The organism is Holdemania filiformis (genome assembly GCF_003459085.1).
GTDB classification, from domain to species: Bacteria; Bacillota_I; Bacilli_A; order Erysipelotrichales; family Erysipelotrichaceae; genus Holdemania; species Holdemania filiformis.
Genome location: NZ_QRUP01000003.1, coordinates 99,905 through 117,294, shown reverse-complemented (window position 1 = coordinate 117,294; position 17,390 = coordinate 99,905). Strand labels below are relative to the sequence as shown.

Genomic DNA, 17,390 nt, shown 5'->3' with positions numbered 1-17,390 from the left:
ACATGGGCGGCAGCGAATTTTTACGGCGGCTTCAGCCTTTGAAAGCGGACATGGAGGCGGCCTACTTCCGCGTCTATCAGCCGTTTCACGTCCGGGAAGAAGACTTTGACGCGCTGCTGGCGCTGTTGGATGAACAAGCGCAGAAGCGAACTTTAAATTTACAGCGAACGGATCGGCAGACGCCGTGGTTTAAGCAGGAACCGGCGGGGATGCGGCTTGTTTATTCAGACGCACAGACCCCGGCGCAGGTTCATGCGCGGGCGCAGGAGCTGAAGGAGCTGGGCGTGGGCTGGGTGTTGTTCAGCGACGTGCCTTATCCTTACACGGAATCCCTGCGGCAAACGCTTCGGCAAAGGATCGGTCTGTGGCATAAGGAGGGACTGGCGGTCGGCGTGGATTTGGATGTTGCCAGCACGCCGGCAGAGGATCCCTGGGCGCTCGAAGCAATCCAGGGCAACAGCGCGATGCAGCAGCGCTACTGGATGATTTCCGACCCGAAGCTGGCGTCGTTGTTCAGTCCCTTTTCCAAGGAGAAAGAAAACGGCGACTTCCTGTGGCTGGAGGAAATTCAACAATATGTGTATTGTCATCCGCAAACTGGCGGATGGCTGCTCGACTATAAAAATCCGCAAGTGCTTGCGCTCATGTTGGAGCGTTTCTGTGAGCTTGTCAGTTCAGGTGCGGATGCGGTTGAGCTGAAACATCTGGATTCGATGTGGAAGGAATGCAAAGCTCAGCGGTTGTATCCGCAGGTGCCGGATTTGTTTGCGCTCTTTGCGGCGGCCGGGAAGCTGGTATGTCCGGAAGTTCTTGTATTGGGCCACAGCGAAGCCGGGGCGAAGGATTTACAGATTCTCTCTCAGCGAGCGCCAGCCGCCACCGGGTTGATCGATGCCGCGTCGATGATCAACGGCTGGAATTCCCTGGCAACCCGCGATACGAAAATGCTGCAGGGCGATCTTGTTTTCCATGCCTTGAATTCGTCAGCGATCGCGGTTCATCCGCTGGGCGCGGATCAGGGGGTAGTTTGGAATTTTAATGCGGAAGCGGCGCGGATGCGGGGCTGGGATCCAGACTGTCACCGGCAGTTTCTGATGGATTTTTATACGGGACAGGCGCTGGGCAGTTTTGCCGAAGGGGAAAGCGACCGGGAAAGTGGACGATGTTATGGGACACTGGCCAGCTGGGCTGGCTGCGGCCGGGCTTTGGACGGCCATGAACCCTATGAGCTGGAAAACAGCTGCCGGCGGATTTTACTTGTGCAGGGATTGAGCCTGGCTTTGCGGGGAATGCCGCTGCTTCAGGATGGGGATGAACTTGGCGCGCTCAATGACGCCAGCTTCCGGCTGGATCCAAAGAAGGAAGGCGACCGCCGCTGGCTGCAAAGACCGGTTTTTCTGGACGATCAAGCGCAGCGGCGCTATCAGCCGCTGACGGTGGAATATCGGATTTTCCAAAGTCTGAAAACGATGCTTCAAGTCCGGTCGGCGGATCCGGATTGGAACGAAGGTCAGGAACAGGTTGCGGATGTCGGCAACGACGCAGTGTTTGCGTTCGTTCGTGCCGTCGGTCAGCATCGTCTGTTGTTTCTATTCAATTTTACGGAATCGCCGCAATACTGCTCGCTTACTTCCTTATTTAATAAAGAGGAACAAGCGCGGGAACTGTTGACCGGCCGGCGGATCTGCGGCAGTCAGGAGAGCTTGGGCCTGAAGGCTTACGAATTTCTGTGGCTGATCGTCGAAGCCTAAATGAAACTTATTTTAAAGATAACCTCTTTTCTTGCTTAAGATTGAAAAGAGGTTTTTTTCTGCCTGCTCCTCATTGTACAAAAAGCGTTCCCGATTTCAAATCTGTGGCTGCACAGTTTAAAGGTAATCATTCTTCATGGATTTAAGCGAAGATATAAAGTGATTTTGAATACGGTTTAAGCGGGAATGTCAGATTTTGAATAATCAAATAAAAACGAGATTAATATTTTTTTATCCTTCGATATTCCAGTATTCCCTTCGTTTACAATGAAAGCATAAAGGAGGATGTAAAGAAATGGAATGGAGTCACAGACCCATCATCTTCGATCATAATCGAATTACCCGCTCCTACATCGGCGGAAAATTGCTGAATGCCTGGCGGGGAATGCCGGAGGCGGAAGATAATCATCAATGTGAAGAACTGTTAGTGACGTCGATCGGCGCGATCGCCGACGGCAAACCCAAGGACTACGCCGTCAGCCGGACGCTGGACGGAAAGTCCTTAGCTGAAATTATCCGTCAGGACCCAGAGGGAATTTTAGGCCGCGCTTATCAAGAATCAAATCCGAACCAGCTCTCCGTGCTGGCCCGGGCCGGGGATACCATCGTCCGGCTGGTCATGCAGTGCCATCCCCAGAAAAAAGATGCTTTCCGTTTTCATGAGCGTCATGGCAAGGCGGAAGCGTGGTATATTGCTAGAACGAGAACGGAAGACGGGGGTGCTCCCTGCGTCTATGCCGGCTTTAAGCCGCATGTAACGCCGGCCCTGTGGAAAAAGTGGGTGGAATCTCAAAACATAGAAGCGATGCTGGAGGGTTTGCATAAGATCGATGTAAAAACCGGCGACGTCATTCTTATTCCGGCCGGCATGCCGCACGCCGTAGGTCCGGGCTGCATCTTCTTGGAAATCCACGAGTGCAGCGACATCACGATCCGGGTGGAAAAACACATCAATGGGGTGGATTTGTCAGCCAGCGAGATGTACAACGGCTTAGATCAGGAGGAAGGACTGAAACTTTTCGACTACACCGTATATGACGAAGCAGAGATTCGAAAGACCTGCGTCATGGAACAGCGCGATCCGCTTTATCAAGGAAACTCTGTGATCACAACCGCGATTGATGAACGAAACACTGACGCTTTCGGCATGAAAATCCTGACGATCCAGCCGGAATTGCGGCTGCCGGCCTTCGACGGCCACCGGGTACTCATTCCCGTTGACGGCGATCTGATTCTGGAGTGCGATGGGGAACAATATAAACTGAAGCAAGGTTGGGGCTGTCTGCTTCCTGCGGCGTTGGGGACGTTGACCCTCAGAGCTGAAAAAGGAACAGCGAAAGCCGTATTGGGCCTTCCGGGGAAAATCAGCCATGAATAACTATACATTTCAGGCACCGATGAAAATTATTTTCGGACAGGATACGCTTGATCAGATCACTCAGGAGATTGAGGGGAGCCGGATTTTTATTGTTATGGATCGCTTTCTTTACGAAAGTCCATTGAAAACACGGATGGACACCATTTTGGCAGAGCAGGAAATCCGCTATTTCACTGCTTTTCAATCAAATCCCGATTTTGATTCCATTAACCAGGCATTGCGGGAAATTCAGGCCTTTGACGCAACGACGGTGATCGGGGTCGGCGGCGGCAGTACGCTGGACATCGCAAAGTTTCTGAGTGCGGCGATCAAAGAAGCGAAGCCGGCCGAAGTCATTAAAAAGGAAGGATTCCAAAAGAAAGCAAAGATCAGGACAATCTGTATCCCGACGACAGCCGGCACCGGCAGCGAAGTCACGAATGTTTCCGTTATTTCCGATTATGCGGCGCATACCAAATCACCGTTTGTCAACGATTTGTTGTTTGCGGACACGGCGCTGCTCGATTCCCGGTTAACGCATTCTCTGCCGCCGGCAGTGACTGCTTCCTGCGGTATGGACACATTCTGCCATGCGATCGAAGCGTATTGGAATATTCAGGCTCAGCCGATCAGCGATCTGCTGGCAGTCCAGGCGATGCGCCGGGTATTGACGTATCTCGAAGCGGCAGTGGAAAACGGTACGGACGCTGAAGCCCGGGATGAAATGCTGCAGGCCAGTCTGGAAGCCGGCCTGGCTTTCGCCCAGACGCGCACCACCATTCTGCACGCCGTCAGCTTCCCGCTGACCTCGAAGTTTAAAATTCCCCATGGTTTAGCGTGTGCGATGCTGCTGCCGTCATTTATCCGCTATTATGGTCAGGATCTGCTGAAAATGCAGACGCTGGCAAACCAACTGGGAATGAAAACGCCGGAGGATCTGGCGGTGGCGGTGGAGACGCTGATGCACGCTGTCCAGCTGCCGGTCAAACTTTCACAGCACGGAATCACGGCTGCGGATCTGCCGCAGATCGCTGCGGAGACTCTGCAGGAAAAGATTGCGCTGCTCGGTCCCAAGCCCGTGGATTCAAAATTGATCTGCACATTATTGGAGGGGATTTTGTCATGAATAAACTATTAGAAACCACTTTGAACTTTCCGCAGACCGAAATCTGGAATGATTCCTGTTCCTGCGCGGAATTACAGTATGCGCTGGACAACGGCGCGTGCGGGGCCACAACCAATCCCGTCATCGTCGGCAATGTTCTGAAAAAAGAACTTTCCCAGTGGGAGCCGATGATTGAGGAACTGATTCTCCGACATCCGGAAGCAACCGAGGATGATCTGGCATGGATGATGATTAAAGCGATGGGGCAAAAGGCCAGCCTGCTGCTAAAACCGGAATTTGAAAGAACACGGGGACAGCGCGGCCGGATTTCGTTCCAGACGAATGCAAAATATTATACTAATGCGGAATTGATGATCCGGCATGGGGAGGAACTGGCAGCGGTCTGCGAAAATTCGCAGATTAAAGCTCCGGCCTCGGCAGCCGGGATCGCGGCTTATGAAGAATTAACCTATCGCGGCATCAGTATCAATGCCACAGTGTCCTTCACGGTAGCGCAGGCGCTGGCAACAGCCGAAGCGGTGGAACGGGGCTTACGGCGGCGGGAGGCGGAAGGGCTGGATATTTCAGCGATGCATCCGGTCTGTACGATCATGGCCGGCCGCGTTGACGATCATCTGAAAAAACAGGTTGCTGACCAAAAGCTGCTATTTCCGCCGGAAGCGCTGGAATGGGCCGGTGTTGCAATTGTGAAAAAAGCGCTGAAGCTTTATGTACAGCGAGGTTATCGGACAAAGCTGATGATCGCTGCCTTCCGTAATCCTTATTCCTGGCACTGCTTTATCGGTGATCCGGTTATCCTGACGATTCCGCATGACTGGCAGCTGCGGATCAATCATTCTGATTTTCCGGTCGAGGATCACCATGAATTTCAGGTTGACGAAGCGACCATCAGACAACTGGAAACGCTGGAGGAATTCCGCAAGGCGTATGACGAACAAGGTCAGCGTCCGGAAGACTTCGAGCATTACGGCGCGTTTACGAAGACCATGCGTCAGTTCTTAGACGGTTATGACGATTTGGTCCGGCTTATCCGCGGTTATAAAGTGAAATAGAAAGGAGGGAGAACTGATGAAAATTGTTGGCGTCGCCGCCTGCACGGCAGGCATTGCCCATACCTACATCGCCCGGGAAAAGCTGATCAAAGCTTCCGAGCTGCGCGGTCATACGATCCATTGCGAAACACAGGGAACAATTGGTGTGGAAAATGAATTAGATCCGGCGGACATTAAAGCGGCGGATGTTGTCATCCTGGCGATTGACATCGCGATTACCGGTATGGAACGCTTCAAGGGGAAGAAAGTCGTAAAAATTGATACCGGCACGCTGATTCGCAATCCGATTGCTTTTATTCAGAAAGTCGAAAAGTACATTTCGAAAAATTAATGGAGGGTATATGAAACAGAAATTTAGGGAAATCAAAAGCTACATCCTGACCGGCATCAGTTACATGATTCCAGTCATCGTCGCGAGCGGTTTGTGTATGGGGATCGGCCGGGCCTTTATCGGTGCGGATCTGACCAACGCAGCCAGTGCCGGTGCGGCCTATTGGCTGTACCGGACAGGGCAGCTGGGCATGTCGATGATGGTGCCGGTGCTGTGCGCATACATCGCTTACGGTGTTGCCGGCCGCGCAGCTTTAGCCAGCGGCTTTGTCATCGGTATGGTTTCGATTGAAATCCAGGCAGGCTTTATCGGCGGCATGATCGGCGGTCTGGTCGTCGGCTATCTGGTTGTCCTGATTCGCAAATACATCAAGCTGCCGAAGACCTTACAGGGAATTATGCCGATTATTGTTATTCCATTCTTAGCCACAGCAATTGCCGCCGTCCTGATGTTCGGCGTGCTGGGTTATCCGATCGTCTTGCTTCAGCAGACGTTAACTAATTTCTTAACTCAGCTCTCCGGCGGCTCGAAGTTCTTGTACGGCGGAATCGTCGGTGCTTTATCTGCCTTTGATTTCGGCGGTCCGGTCAACAAGGTTGCTTCGGCTTTCTGCAACGCGATGCTGGCGGACGGCAATGGCTATCCGAAGGTCTGCCAAATTTTGGCAAGCATGATCCCGCCGTTCGGGATTGCAATTTCAGCCCTGATCGCTAAAAATAAATATACCAAGGCGGAAAAGGAAACCTTGAAATCCGCGGTGCCGATGGGCTGCGTCATGATTACCGAAGGTGTGATTCCGATCGCCGCGCGCGATCTGGTCCGGGTTGTGTTTGCGTGCGTCACCGGTTCCTTTGTGGCCGGTGGGCTGACGATGATCTGGGACATTTATTCCGAACTGCCAAACGGCGGCTTCCTGGCCTTTCCGTTCTTCAACGAGCCGATGATGGCGCTTCTGGCGCTGGCGATCGGCAGCGTGATCACTGGCGTGATTCTGGCAATTATTAAAAAGCCAGTTACCGAAGCGGATGAAGAATTTGACGATATCGGATTCGAGGTCGCGGACAGCGAGCTGGATGATCTGAATATCGTAGAGGTTGACTGACGTGCTGCTGAATTTGAAAGAGATGCTGCAAACTGCGGCGGATCAGCACTTTGCAGTCGGCGCCTTCAACTGTTCAGAGCTGTCGTTGGTCAGAGCGGTTGTGGAGGAAGCGGAGGCAGCTCAGGCACCCGCCATCATCCAGGCGGCGGTCGGCGAGTTTAACTTTGCGACGGAATATTTCTATACCTATGTTGTCAAACGCTTGGAGGCCAGCAGCGTTCCATTTGTTCTGCATCTGGATCATGGGAAAACGTTTGACGACTGCGTCCGGGCAGTTCGGGCAGGCTTTACCTCAGTGATGATTGACGGCAGTGAAGCAGCGTTTGAGGAGAATGCCGCACTGACCTCTAAGGTCGTGGAGATGGCTCATGCCGCCGGGGTTTCGGTGGAAGGAGAAATCGGTACGATCGGCAAAATGAGCACCAGCGACGAGGGCGGTGTGGATCATATTACTTACACAAATCCCGAGGATGTCGTGCGGTTTATTGAAGCGACGGGGGCGGATGCGCTGGCCATCGCGATCGGCACTGCCCATGGAATTTATCCGCGGGGATTTGTGCCGCACCTGCAGCTGGATCTGCTTCGGGAAATCGCCAAGATTACGCCGGTGCCGCTGGTTCTGCACGGCGGCAGCGATAATCCGGATGATGAAATCCGTCAAGCGTGTCAGATTGGTATCGCGAAGGTGAATATTTCCAGCGACATCAAGAAGGTTTTCTTTGACGAGGTTCAGCGGGTGATCACGGAAACCGGAGCATTTATGCCGCCCAAAGTTTTCAACGCCGCGATCGGTAAGACCCGAACCTGCGTCAGAACCAAAATGGAATTATTCAATTCCGTGGGAAAAGCCAAATTTTATAAGTAAGTCAGCGGATGATACACAGATGAATTAAAGGATGGGGAGGGATGATATGAGCAGAAAAAACGAATTGATTTTGAATCAATTGTCTTCAGCATTGATGAAAAATGACGACTTTCTTTCTGCTCTTTCTTTATCAAAAATGCTGAATGTTTCGGAAACGGTTATCCGGAAGAAAGTGGATGAAATGAACGAAATGCTGGTCCAGGCCCATCTTGGTTCAATAGAAAAGAAACCGCGGAAGGGTATCCGCTTGATCTATGATCCGCAAAACGCCCAGAAAATCGCGGAGCTGTTCAGCAATTATGAGTATATCGACATCACGGCCGGCGAAGAGCTGCTGTATGTCTACCTGCGGGTCTTGCTTTCCAGCAATGTTGAGCGGATTACTGTGACCCGTTTGAGCGAAATGGTTTATCAGTCGGTGCCGGTGTGTTCCCGGCATTTGGAAACCTGTGCGCAGTGGCTGAGTTTGTTCAATATTCAGCTTTCAATTAAACGAAATTACGGCATATCGCTGCAGGGAAGTGAAGAAAATAAACGTCTGGCGATCAAGCATCTGGTCATCAACGATCCGATTCATTCCGTAGAACAGTCCATTCAGCAGTTTGCCAAAGGCATTAACCTGGAACTTCTGAAATCGTGCATCGCGGATATCGAAAAGGAGTGGAATTTCACATTTGCCGAGGAATCATATAAAAGTATATTATTATATGCCGCGCTGGCGATCACCCGCTCCGACTTCAGTGTTCTGCATTTAAGCGAATCGGAAGAAGAAATCGTCGTTAAATACAATGAGTACAATTTAGCGCAGTCAATCTTCCGGATTATCAATAAGAAGTTTTATGTTAACATTCCGGAAAGCGAAGTGAAGTATTTTGCGATTCAGCTGCTTTGCAGCAAGATGATTCACACGCAGGAAATCCCGGCCAAGGAAGAACTGACAAGCTATGATAAGAAGCTGAAACAGTTTGTGCATAAAATTATTTCGGTCATCAGCGATATTATGAATGTCGATCTGATGGATGATAATGAATTGTATTACGGACTGCTGAATCATATCCGGCCGGCGATTTTCCGAATGAAATTTGAGAAACATTCGACGAAGGAGCTGACAAACTTTATCCAGCAGGAATACAAGCAGACCTACCGCGTTTCCTGGGCGCTGAGCGCGCTGTTTGAGGAATATTACGATATTAAAATCACATCGACGGAATTAAGCTACATCACTTTGTATATTCAGACGTCGCTGGAACGGCGGATGCGGCCGTTGAAAATTGCACTGGTAACCGAGCTGGGCATGGGATTGAATCAGATGTTCTGCAACAAGATCCGGATGTCGATCCCGAAGATTGATGAAATCGCTATTTTCAGCTATCACGAAGTGAAAATCGACGTCGTCGGCAAATACGATCTGATCGTGACGACCTCCAAGCTTGATTTTGATCAGGAAAAAGTTGTGCAGATTAAATCGCTATTAAGCAATACTGGGGTAGAAGAATTGAAACAGAAAATCGAGATCATCCGCACCCAGCAGCTGATGGATCAGCGGAAATTTGATCCGCGCTGCCACAATCTGTTCGATCCCAAACTGATTTTAATTCATCCGATGGTTAGCGATAAAGAAGAGCTGCTTCAGCGCATGAATCAGGTGCTGAATGCCGGCGGTTATGTGACGGAGCATTATATTAAAACTGTGCTGGATCGGGAAAAGACGGTGTCGACCTATATCGGCAACGGAGTTGCGATCCCGCATGGCTTTCAGACGTATGTTAATGAATCCAAGGTGGTGATCGCCGTCTTAAAAGAACCGCTGGCCTGGAACAGTACGGATGAGGTACGATTGGTATTCATGTTGGCGCTGCGAATTAACAATGCCTACGAATCGAAACGGACGCAGGCTTTCTATCAAGGATTTTTAAAGCTGATTGATACGGATTATGACGTCGAGAAGTTAATGGAAATGGATCAAAATGAGTTATATCGATATTTAATGAGGTAATGGATGATGGAATTGAATTTAAAAGAAGTATTGGACGAACGGGTAATAACCACTGCCCTGGACGTTAAGGATAAAGAAGAAGCGCTGCGGAAAATGAGCGGGATGCTGCTGGCTAACGGTTATATTGCGGATGTCGATCAGTTTATGGAGGATATTTATCTGCGGGAAGCGGAGGGAATTACTGGCATAGGCAACGGCGTTGCGATTCCGCATGGCAAAAGTAAAAGTGTAACCCGGATCGGCATTGCGATCGCTAAGCTGAAACAGGCGATTGCCTGGGAATCGTTAGATAATCAAAAAGTGGATCTTATTTTCCTGTTTTGCGTCAGTTCGGACAAAGATTTTGCCAAGAATCACATGCGGCTGCTGTCAAAGGTGGCGGCGCGGATCGCTGATGACGATCTGCTGAATCAGATTAAGGACAGCGGGCAGCCGCAGGAAATTGTATCGTTAATGTGCGGGGAAAGCGCATGAACGTTACCTTAAAGTCTGAGGTGCTGACGGTTTCTCTTAATCCTGAACGAGGGAATGTCATTACCGAACTCATCCTGGGCGGCGTAAATCATATTTATCTTGATCAGGAGAATCTAAAGAGCGGTCAGCGGCCGCGATGCGGATGTCCAGTTTTATTTCCTTATGTGGGAATGCCGGAAAACGGTGAACTGGTGATTCATGATAAGCGTTATCCGGCTGGGATTCATGGCGTTGTCCATTCCTTGCCATGGCAGGTCAAGGCTCAGGATGAAAGAACAGCTGTCTTTGAATGTTCGGATACGCCGGAAACAAATCAGACCTTTCCCTTTTCTTTTCGGCTGCAATCCCGGCTTTCAGCGGATGCTGGATCGCTGGTGTATCATACGCAAATAACGAACCAATCGAAGGAAGTGATGCCCTGCGATCTGGGGTTCCATCCGTTTTTCCGAATTTCTGATCTGCGGGCTTTGACTTTTGAAGTAGACGGCGAGACTTGTTCGTTCACTGAAGAACAGTTTCGGAGGATCACCGGCAGCGGCGTACTGCTTCGGGATTGTTCAGTGTTTTGCTGGCAGGATGGGGAGTTTTCATACCGGCTGGAAAACTTAATTGGATTTCGGAATCTGTTCTTGTGGAGCGGAAAGCCGGATACCTTTCTGGTTGTTGAACCGTGGACCGGCGAACAGAACGCGATCAACAGGAATATTCAGATGTTGAATCTGCCCTCAGGCGAAAGCGTGGAAACTGAATGGAAAATCACGGTGACCCAGAAATTGTGAACCCCGGATAGCTGAAAGAAAAAACTGGTCGGTAAGGTAAAAATAAACTTTGATGCAGAGTTCGCATTCGTTCGTGTCACCGAATAGCGTTAGCTGTTGTTTTTGTTCAACTTTACGGAATCACCGCAATACTGCTCGCTTACTTCCTTATTTAATAAAGAGGAACAAGGCGGGAACTGTTGACCGGCCAGCGGATCTGCGGCAGTCAGGAGAGCTTGGGCCTGAAGGCTTACGAATTTCTGTGGCTGATCATCGAAGTCTAAATGAAACTTATTTTAAAGATAACCTCTTTTCTAGTTTAAGAATGAAAAGAGGTTATTAGAAACTACTGAAAGAGTCTCCTGAGCAATCACAAAGACAGTTGTAAACTGATGCAATTGTCTTTTTTCATATTCTTAAAAATCTAAAAGTTGTAGACTCAATCCATTCAAAAATTCCATGAGTGAACTGTGCGATTGTAAGAGTCTTATTGAAAAATTTATGGCAGCCTGAAGGCATAATCTTGCCCTTAATTTTAGAATACACTTTCGCAGTTCTACGGCAAGCTGAATCTCTTCTGTGATGTCTGTAATCCAAAGCAGGATCACAAAACGGAGGCCAGCGATGAGAAACAGTCGGATAGCGAGGATCTAATTGGAGTCGATGGAAAGGATTTCAATGGAAGAATGAGGGATAGCCGAGAAGATTCAATCTGCTTCGTTATCCTCTTTTTCCGTTTTTCTTAAATTTCTGTTTTTTAAACAGAATAATACGCTGCAGAAATGCAAAAAAGCAGGCAATACTTTCATAATCAATATTCCTGCTTTTACCACTCCTGCAATTTGTGCTGGATCCTACTTTATTTTTATGTGAAATCTCTGTTTGCCATCTCTTCTTCATTCCAAGATTAGCCGGAAGAATTGCTTTAATGAGTACCCAGCTGTTCGAGATGCTCCGCCAGATCCTGATAAATCTGATCGAGCATACCCGGATCGGCATGGTGCGGCAGATAAACCATATTCAGTTCCCGCTTCAGGACGAAATCGTTCACCGGAATTTCAACTAACGTGCCCTCAAGCAACTCCGGATGGATGATATCCGCGTGCAGAAAACCGATGCCGCAGCCGTTTTTGATCAATGTCTTCATAACGTTCATGCTTCCGCACTGCACTAAACCGGCGAAGCTTTCGTAAGAAAGATTGTGCTCCGCCAGACCGGTCGGCAGGATTCCGCGCATCCGCGATTCCTTCTGCCGCACGACTAACGGATAATCGATCAGGTCGTTCAGCATGACGTCTTTCTTCTGCGTCAGCGGATGGCCGACCGGGACAACCAGCCCCATGTGCGTCATCTTGATCAGCCGGCTTTCATACACCGCTTTGTCGAAAAAGCCCTCGACTAACGCAAAATCGATCTCGCCCTGATCGAGCGCTTCCAGACAGGCCGTCGTTCCCGCGATTCGCATGCACAATTCAGTATTCGGATTTTCCTTCATCCACCGGCAGATCAGCGGCGGCAGGATGTACTCGCCGAAGGTAAAGGTGCAGTCAAACCGAAGCAGCCGACGGTTCTCCTGTTCCTGCCGCAGCCGCTCGATGATGTCCTGGCTTTGCACCTCCAACGCTAAAACCTGCTGATAAAACTGCTGACCCATTTCCGTCAGCTGCAGCCGCCGATTATAATATTCAAACAGCTTGATGTTGTAGGTTTGCTCCAGGTAGCGGATATGCTGCGACACGGCGGGCTGGCTCATGTGCAGCTGCTGGGCCGTTTTCGTGTAATTCAGCGTCTTGCTGAGAAGCAGAAAGGTTTTTAAGCGATAATCCAGCATGCTATCCCCTCGATTCTGATCTTATTATACCATAAGACGAATTTATGAATAACGAAATCTGGCTTATCCATAAGAATCATGAATAGACAACAGCGGCGAAGATGAGTACACTATATTTAAGGGCAGACGTCAACCTGCTCGCATTCGTTAACAACAGGAGGATACCATGAAAAAAATAATGAAACTCACGCTGGGCTTACTGCTGCTGATGCTGCCGGTCACCGGCTGCAGCGCTTCCCCGCAGACTTCAGCGGGAAGCTTGGGCCCGGTTACGCTGCGCGTCGGGACGTGGAATATTGCCGCAAAGAATCATCCCGATACCCAGGCAATGGCTGAACTCTTTGCCCGGCATCACCTGGACGCCGTCGGCATTCAGGAAGTCGACGTGCTCAACGACCGCAATCCGGTGGATATGGTCCAGAGCTTTGTGAATGAGGATTATCCCTATGCCCATTTTGCCAAAGGCCGCGATTTCGCTAACGGCGCATTCGGGGTTGGCATTCTTTCCCGCTATGAACCGCTGGCCGTCAGCTCGATCCCATTGGAAAGCACCGGCAGCCGGGCGACCAAGACGCTGGAGCGCGTCGTCATTGAAAAGGACGGCGTTCAGATCGCGTTATACAATACCCATTTAAGCTGGGAAAACCTGGATCTGCGCCGCCGTCAGATCGCGCAGGTGATCGAGCGGGTGAATGCGGATCCGATAGAATATAAAATCATCACCGCGGATTTTAATACTGATCAGCACGCTTACGAATATTCGATGTTTCGGGATAATTTCAATCTTGCCAACGGGTATAACGGAATGTGGTACGATACCTACCGCGAAGGCGACGATCCGTCGATGCAGGTGCTGACGATTGACAATGTGCTGTGCACGAAGAATATGCGGATTACAGATATCCAGCGGGTGGAGAGTGAATTGTCCGATCATGATCTGTTTTATGCTGAATATGAATTGTTAGGTGAAGTGGAAGGCACAGCCAATACGGACAACCGGGCTTTAGGTCAGAGCGTCGTGGTTTCTTCCACCAATGAAGAATGTTCACCGTATCTTTTAGTCGATTATGACAGAAAGACGCCGTGGGTTTCTGACGTTGCGGAGGCGCAGACGATTACGATTGAGCTGAACGAGGTGATCGCCGTGGAACAGATCAACGTTCTGTGGGGCGCGGTCCGCGCGGGAAGCTACAAAGTGTCCGGATCGCTCGATGGAGAAACCTTCGAGCCGATCGCTGCTGTGGAAAAAGTGACGGACAGCGATGCGATTTCCGCTGAAAAGCAGGAAGTGAAGTTTGTGCGCCTGGATTTGTCAGGCAAGCAGGCTGCGGATCAAGGTTATGAAATCGCGGAGATTGAGATCTTTGGCGATCCGGTTCGGAAGCCGGCGGATCCCGCTGATTTATTGGCGAACGGCAGCTTTGAGGAAGACGGCGATGCGTTGCCGGCAGGATGGCGTCTGAAGGAAGATCAGCCGGGTTCTGCGGCGCTGACAGCTGCGGTTGATACGCAAACTCAGACGGAAGGCAGCCGGTCGCTGGCGCTGACGGCAGCGGGAACCGACGGTTCTGCCGCCGGGGTGCTCAGCACAGAGCTGGAATTAAAGCCGAATACCCCCTATCAACTGGTTTTCCATCATAAGTCGGCCGGCTTGAGCAGCGACAGCTTCGGTCTGGAAATGACGCAGAAAACGGCGGCGGGCGAGGTCATCCCGACACATCAGGTCCAGCTGAACGATAATCTGTGCATGAGCGAAGACTGGGCGGTTTACCGCTATGATTTTGTCACGGCGTATTCTGCCTCGACGCTGGAGCTGAGCTTTAAGCTGGGCGGCGCTGAGGGCACGCTGTGGCTGGATGACGTGCAGATCCGGGAAGTGACGCCGGTTCAGAACTTGTTTCTGAGCGCGGAAAAGAGCGGACTGAAGCCGGGAGAAACGACCCTTGTCACCTGCGAAGTTGTGCCGGAATCCGCGGATGATGTTCCGCTGCATTGGTTTTCCAGCGATGAGAGCGTGGCGGTCGTGAATGAGCAGGGTGCCGTGACGGCAATTCAGCCGGGTAAAGCTTATATCGGCGTGCGCGGCGACAGCGAGCTGAAGGTGGAGTCTTCCTTGCTGCTGAGCGTGGAGGAATAGAAAACAGACACAAAAAGAGCTGAATTGAATGATTTAAAATCATTTGATCCAAGCTCTTTTTTGCAGATCATATTTATGATTTGGGATATATACCTGCGAAAATTTGTTTTTAACATAAAGATGGGAATCTGATTTACATTCATTAAATCGAGGATGACGAGGAACTCGAAGTATTCAATTGTTTTCGCACCAGCTCAATGAAATCCCGGGCATAATCCGGCAGGTACGCGCCCTTGCGGTAAGCCGCGGCATACTGGGTCAGCGTGCGCTGGCGGCCAACGGAGAAACACTGCGGCGCCGGCTGATACGCCTGCAGCTCGACCGCATGGATATCGCGGGTGAAAGAACAACCATAACCGGCCGCTGTCAGCGCCCTCGACACATCGATGTTCTGAATCTCCAGAATCACGTTGGGCGTGAAGGCGTAATCATGAAACAACCGGTCTGTGATCTGCCGTGTGCGCTGATCCTTTTTCTGCAGGATAAACGGCCGCTCTTTGACCCAGCCAAGATCCAGCCAGGGGTAACGAGACCCCGGCCGCCGCTGAGCCTGACTGGCCAGCGGATCCTGCGGCGGCAGAAGCAGCACCAGCTCTTCAGTCCGGATCGTTTCCGTCACGATTTCCTTGCGGCGCGTCGGCAGCGAGAAAAACGCCAGATCCAGCTCGCCCCGGCACAAAGCCTCCTCCAGAAACGCCGGGTCGTTTTCTTCAACGAGGAGCTTCACATGCGGATATTTGCGGGTGAATTCCGGCAGCACGTTGGGCAGCAGGGAAAAACTGCGGAAGATCGACAAGCCGATCCGCAGCTGTCCCCGGTGCACCTGAACGATATCCTGCATTTCCGCGTCCAGCTGTTTTTTCAAAAGCAGTATTTCCTGTGCCCGTTCAATATACTTTTCACCGGCATACGTCGGAATCAGCCGGTTGCCGGAGCGGGTGAACAACGGCTGGCCCACGCTCGTTTCCAGGCGCTGCAGAAACCGCGTCAGCGCCGGCTGGGTCAGATATAACTCCTGGGCCGCCTTGGTAACACTCTGATGCCGTGCCAGCGCCAGCACATACGTTAATTCTTTGAAATCCATGAGGCACTCCTTTCTTCTTCAATTATTACATGAAGTAATGAAAATCATAAAATCAATGAATTTGTGGAATCCTGATTTCCATTATACAATAAGAAGGTCGAAAAAAGGTTGAAAGAGGAGAAAATATGGGGAAACCAGAAACAAAAGAGGAAAAATACAAAACGATGACGGAGAAGCCCGTGTCCAGTCTGATCTGCCGGTTAGCCGTGCCGACGATTATCAGCATGCTGGTAACGTCGTTTTACAACATGGCGGATACGTTCTTCGTCGCCCGGATCGGAACCAGCGCCACCGCGGCAGTCGGCGTTTCGTTCGCGCTGATGGCGATCATCCAGGCCTTCGGCTTTTTCTGCGGTCATGGCTCGGGCAATTATATTTCACGCAAAATGGGACAGCACCGCTTTGACGAAGCGCAGCAGATGGCGGCGACCGGCTTCTTCACGGCGCTGGCGCTGGGCACGGTGATCTTTTTGCTGGGGGAAATCTTGATCGATCCTTTGTGCCGGATTCTGGGCGCGACCGAAACCATTCTGCCCTACGCCCGTCAGTATCTGCGTTTAATCCTGATCGGCGCGCCGTATATGACGGCTTCGCTGGTGCTCAACAATCAGCTGCGCTTCCAGGGCAGCGCATTCTACGCGATGATCGGCATCGCCTCAGGGGCAGTGCTCAACATCGCTCTGGATCCGCTGTTCATCTTTGTCTTTGACATGGGGGTCAGCGGGGCTGCGCTGGCGACGATCATCAGCCAGTTCGTCGGCTTCGTGCTGCTGCTCAAGGGTACGACCCAGGGCGGCAACCTGCGCATCCGCCTGCGCAACGTTACGTTCTCCAAATACTACTATTCCCAGATCATCAACGGCGGCATGCCTTCGCTGTGCCGGCAGGGATTAGGCAGCGTGGCGACGATCTGTCTGAATTTGATGGCGGGGCCGTACGGCGACGCGGCGATTGCGGCGATGTCGGTCGTCGGTCGGGTGATGAATCTGGCGGCTTCGGTGGTGACCGGCTTCGGTCAGGGCTTCCAGCCGGTGTGCGGCTTCAATTACGGCGCCTTTCTGTATGACCGGGTCAAGGAAGGCTTCTGGTTCTGCGTGAAGGTCGCCACGGTGATCCTGATCGTGTTGTCGGCGGCCGGCTACCTGCTGGCCCCGCAGGTGATTCAGCTGTTCTCTAAAAATGATCCGCAGGTGATCGCGATCGGCACCCAGGCGCTGCGCTGGCAATGCCTGACCTTCCCGCTGTGCGGCTGGATTACGATCTGCAACATGATGCTGCAGACAATCGGAAAATCCTTCCGCGCTTCGCTGCTGGCGATGTCGCGGCAGGGGCTGTTCTTCATCCCGGCGGTGCTGCTCTTGCCGGCGCTGATCGGGATTCAGGGCGTGGAAATCGCCCAGCCGATTGCCGATGTGTGCAGCTTTGTGCTGGCGATTCCGCTGCAGCTCAGCGTGCTGCATGAAATGACGGTCAAACAGCGGGAAGCAGCCTGCGCTCCGCAGACGTTGGAAGGCTGAGCGGCGGCG

At 51.4% G+C, this 17,390-nt stretch carries 14 protein-coding genes; 12 read left to right on the top strand and 2 right to left on the bottom strand.

The window, feature by feature from the left end; genetic code table 11:
- Positions 1–2: 2 nt before the first annotated feature.
- The 10 genes from DWY25_RS03855 to DWY25_RS03810 all read left to right on the top strand — a co-directional run bounded on the left by DWY25_RS03855 (position 3) and on the right by DWY25_RS03810 (position 10,833).
- Complete coding sequence (locus DWY25_RS03855; RefSeq protein ID WP_117893901.1) at positions 3–1,751, top strand: alpha-amylase family glycosyl hydrolase; 1,749 nt, start codon at positions 3–5, stop codon at positions 1,749–1,751.
- A gap of 295 nt (positions 1,752–2,046) precedes the next feature.
- Entirely contained in the window at positions 2,047–3,129 is a 1,083-nt protein-coding gene (locus DWY25_RS03850; RefSeq protein ID WP_117893898.1) for a class I mannose-6-phosphate isomerase, read from the top strand.
- A complete protein-coding gene (locus DWY25_RS03845) occupies positions 3,122–4,234 on the top strand; it encodes an iron-containing alcohol dehydrogenase family protein (protein WP_117893895.1) in 1,113 nt (370 codons plus the stop codon). The genes DWY25_RS03850 and DWY25_RS03845 overlap by 8 nt, the downstream gene beginning before the upstream one ends.
- Positions 4,231–5,286 (top strand): transaldolase family protein, encoded by a 1,056-nt coding sequence (locus DWY25_RS03840; protein ID WP_117893892.1) that lies wholly within the window; start codon positions 4,231–4,233, stop codon positions 5,284–5,286. The genes DWY25_RS03845 and DWY25_RS03840 overlap by 4 nt, the downstream gene beginning before the upstream one ends.
- A gap of 16 nt (positions 5,287–5,302) precedes the next feature.
- The gene (locus tag DWY25_RS03835) at positions 5,303–5,617 is read left to right on the top strand and encodes a PTS fructose transporter subunit IIB (RefSeq protein ID WP_117893889.1); all 315 of its coding nucleotides are present in this window, start codon (positions 5,303–5,305) and stop codon (positions 5,615–5,617) included.
- 10 nt (positions 5,618–5,627) lie between these two features.
- Positions 5,628–6,719 carry a PTS fructose transporter subunit IIC gene (locus tag DWY25_RS03830; protein WP_117893886.1) on the top strand — a complete coding sequence of 364 codons (1,092 nt, stop codon included), beginning with the start codon at positions 5,628–5,630 and terminating at the stop codon, positions 6,717–6,719.
- Position 6,720: 1 nt separating this feature from the next.
- Positions 6,721–7,584 (top strand): ketose-bisphosphate aldolase, encoded by an 864-nt coding sequence (locus DWY25_RS03825; RefSeq protein ID WP_117893883.1) that lies wholly within the window; start codon positions 6,721–6,723, stop codon positions 7,582–7,584.
- 46 nt (positions 7,585–7,630) lie between these two features.
- Entirely contained in the window at positions 7,631–9,580 is a 1,950-nt protein-coding gene (locus DWY25_RS03820) for a BglG family transcription antiterminator (RefSeq protein ID WP_181981678.1), read from the top strand.
- A 3-nt stretch (positions 9,581–9,583) separates the two neighbouring features.
- The gene (locus DWY25_RS03815) at positions 9,584–10,054 is read left to right on the top strand and encodes a PTS sugar transporter subunit IIA (RefSeq protein WP_006057493.1); all 471 of its coding nucleotides are present in this window, start codon (positions 9,584–9,586) and stop codon (positions 10,052–10,054) included.
- Entirely contained in the window at positions 10,051–10,833 is a 783-nt protein-coding gene (locus tag DWY25_RS03810; protein ID WP_117893877.1) for an aldose epimerase family protein, read from the top strand. The genes DWY25_RS03815 and DWY25_RS03810 overlap by 4 nt, the downstream gene beginning before the upstream one ends.
- 904 nt (positions 10,834–11,737) lie before the next feature.
- Here the strand turns inward: DWY25_RS03810 and DWY25_RS03805 are convergent.
- Positions 11,738–12,643 carry a LysR family transcriptional regulator gene (locus DWY25_RS03805; protein WP_006057495.1) on the bottom strand — a complete coding sequence of 302 codons (906 nt, stop codon included), beginning with the start codon at positions 12,641–12,643 and terminating at the stop codon, positions 11,738–11,740.
- Between the two features lie 166 nt (positions 12,644–12,809).
- Between DWY25_RS03805 and DWY25_RS03800 the strand changes: the two genes are divergently transcribed.
- On the top strand, positions 12,810–14,780 hold the full coding sequence (locus DWY25_RS03800; protein ID WP_117893874.1) for an endonuclease/exonuclease/phosphatase family protein: 1,971 nt from the start codon (positions 12,810–12,812) through the stop codon (positions 14,778–14,780).
- A gap of 142 nt (positions 14,781–14,922) precedes the next feature.
- Here DWY25_RS03800 and DWY25_RS03795 read toward each other — a convergent pair whose 3' ends face one another.
- Positions 14,923–15,864 (bottom strand): LysR family transcriptional regulator, encoded by a 942-nt coding sequence (locus tag DWY25_RS03795; RefSeq protein ID WP_117893871.1) that lies wholly within the window; start codon positions 15,862–15,864, stop codon positions 14,923–14,925.
- 125 nt (positions 15,865–15,989) lie between these two features.
- Here DWY25_RS03795 and DWY25_RS03790 point away from each other — a divergent pair, with 125 nt between their 5' ends.
- Positions 15,990–17,381: an MATE family efflux transporter gene (locus DWY25_RS03790; protein ID WP_117893868.1), complete on the top strand. Its 1,392-nt coding sequence runs from the start codon at positions 15,990–15,992 to the stop codon at positions 17,379–17,381.
- The last annotated feature ends 9 nt before the right edge of the window (positions 17,382–17,390 follow it).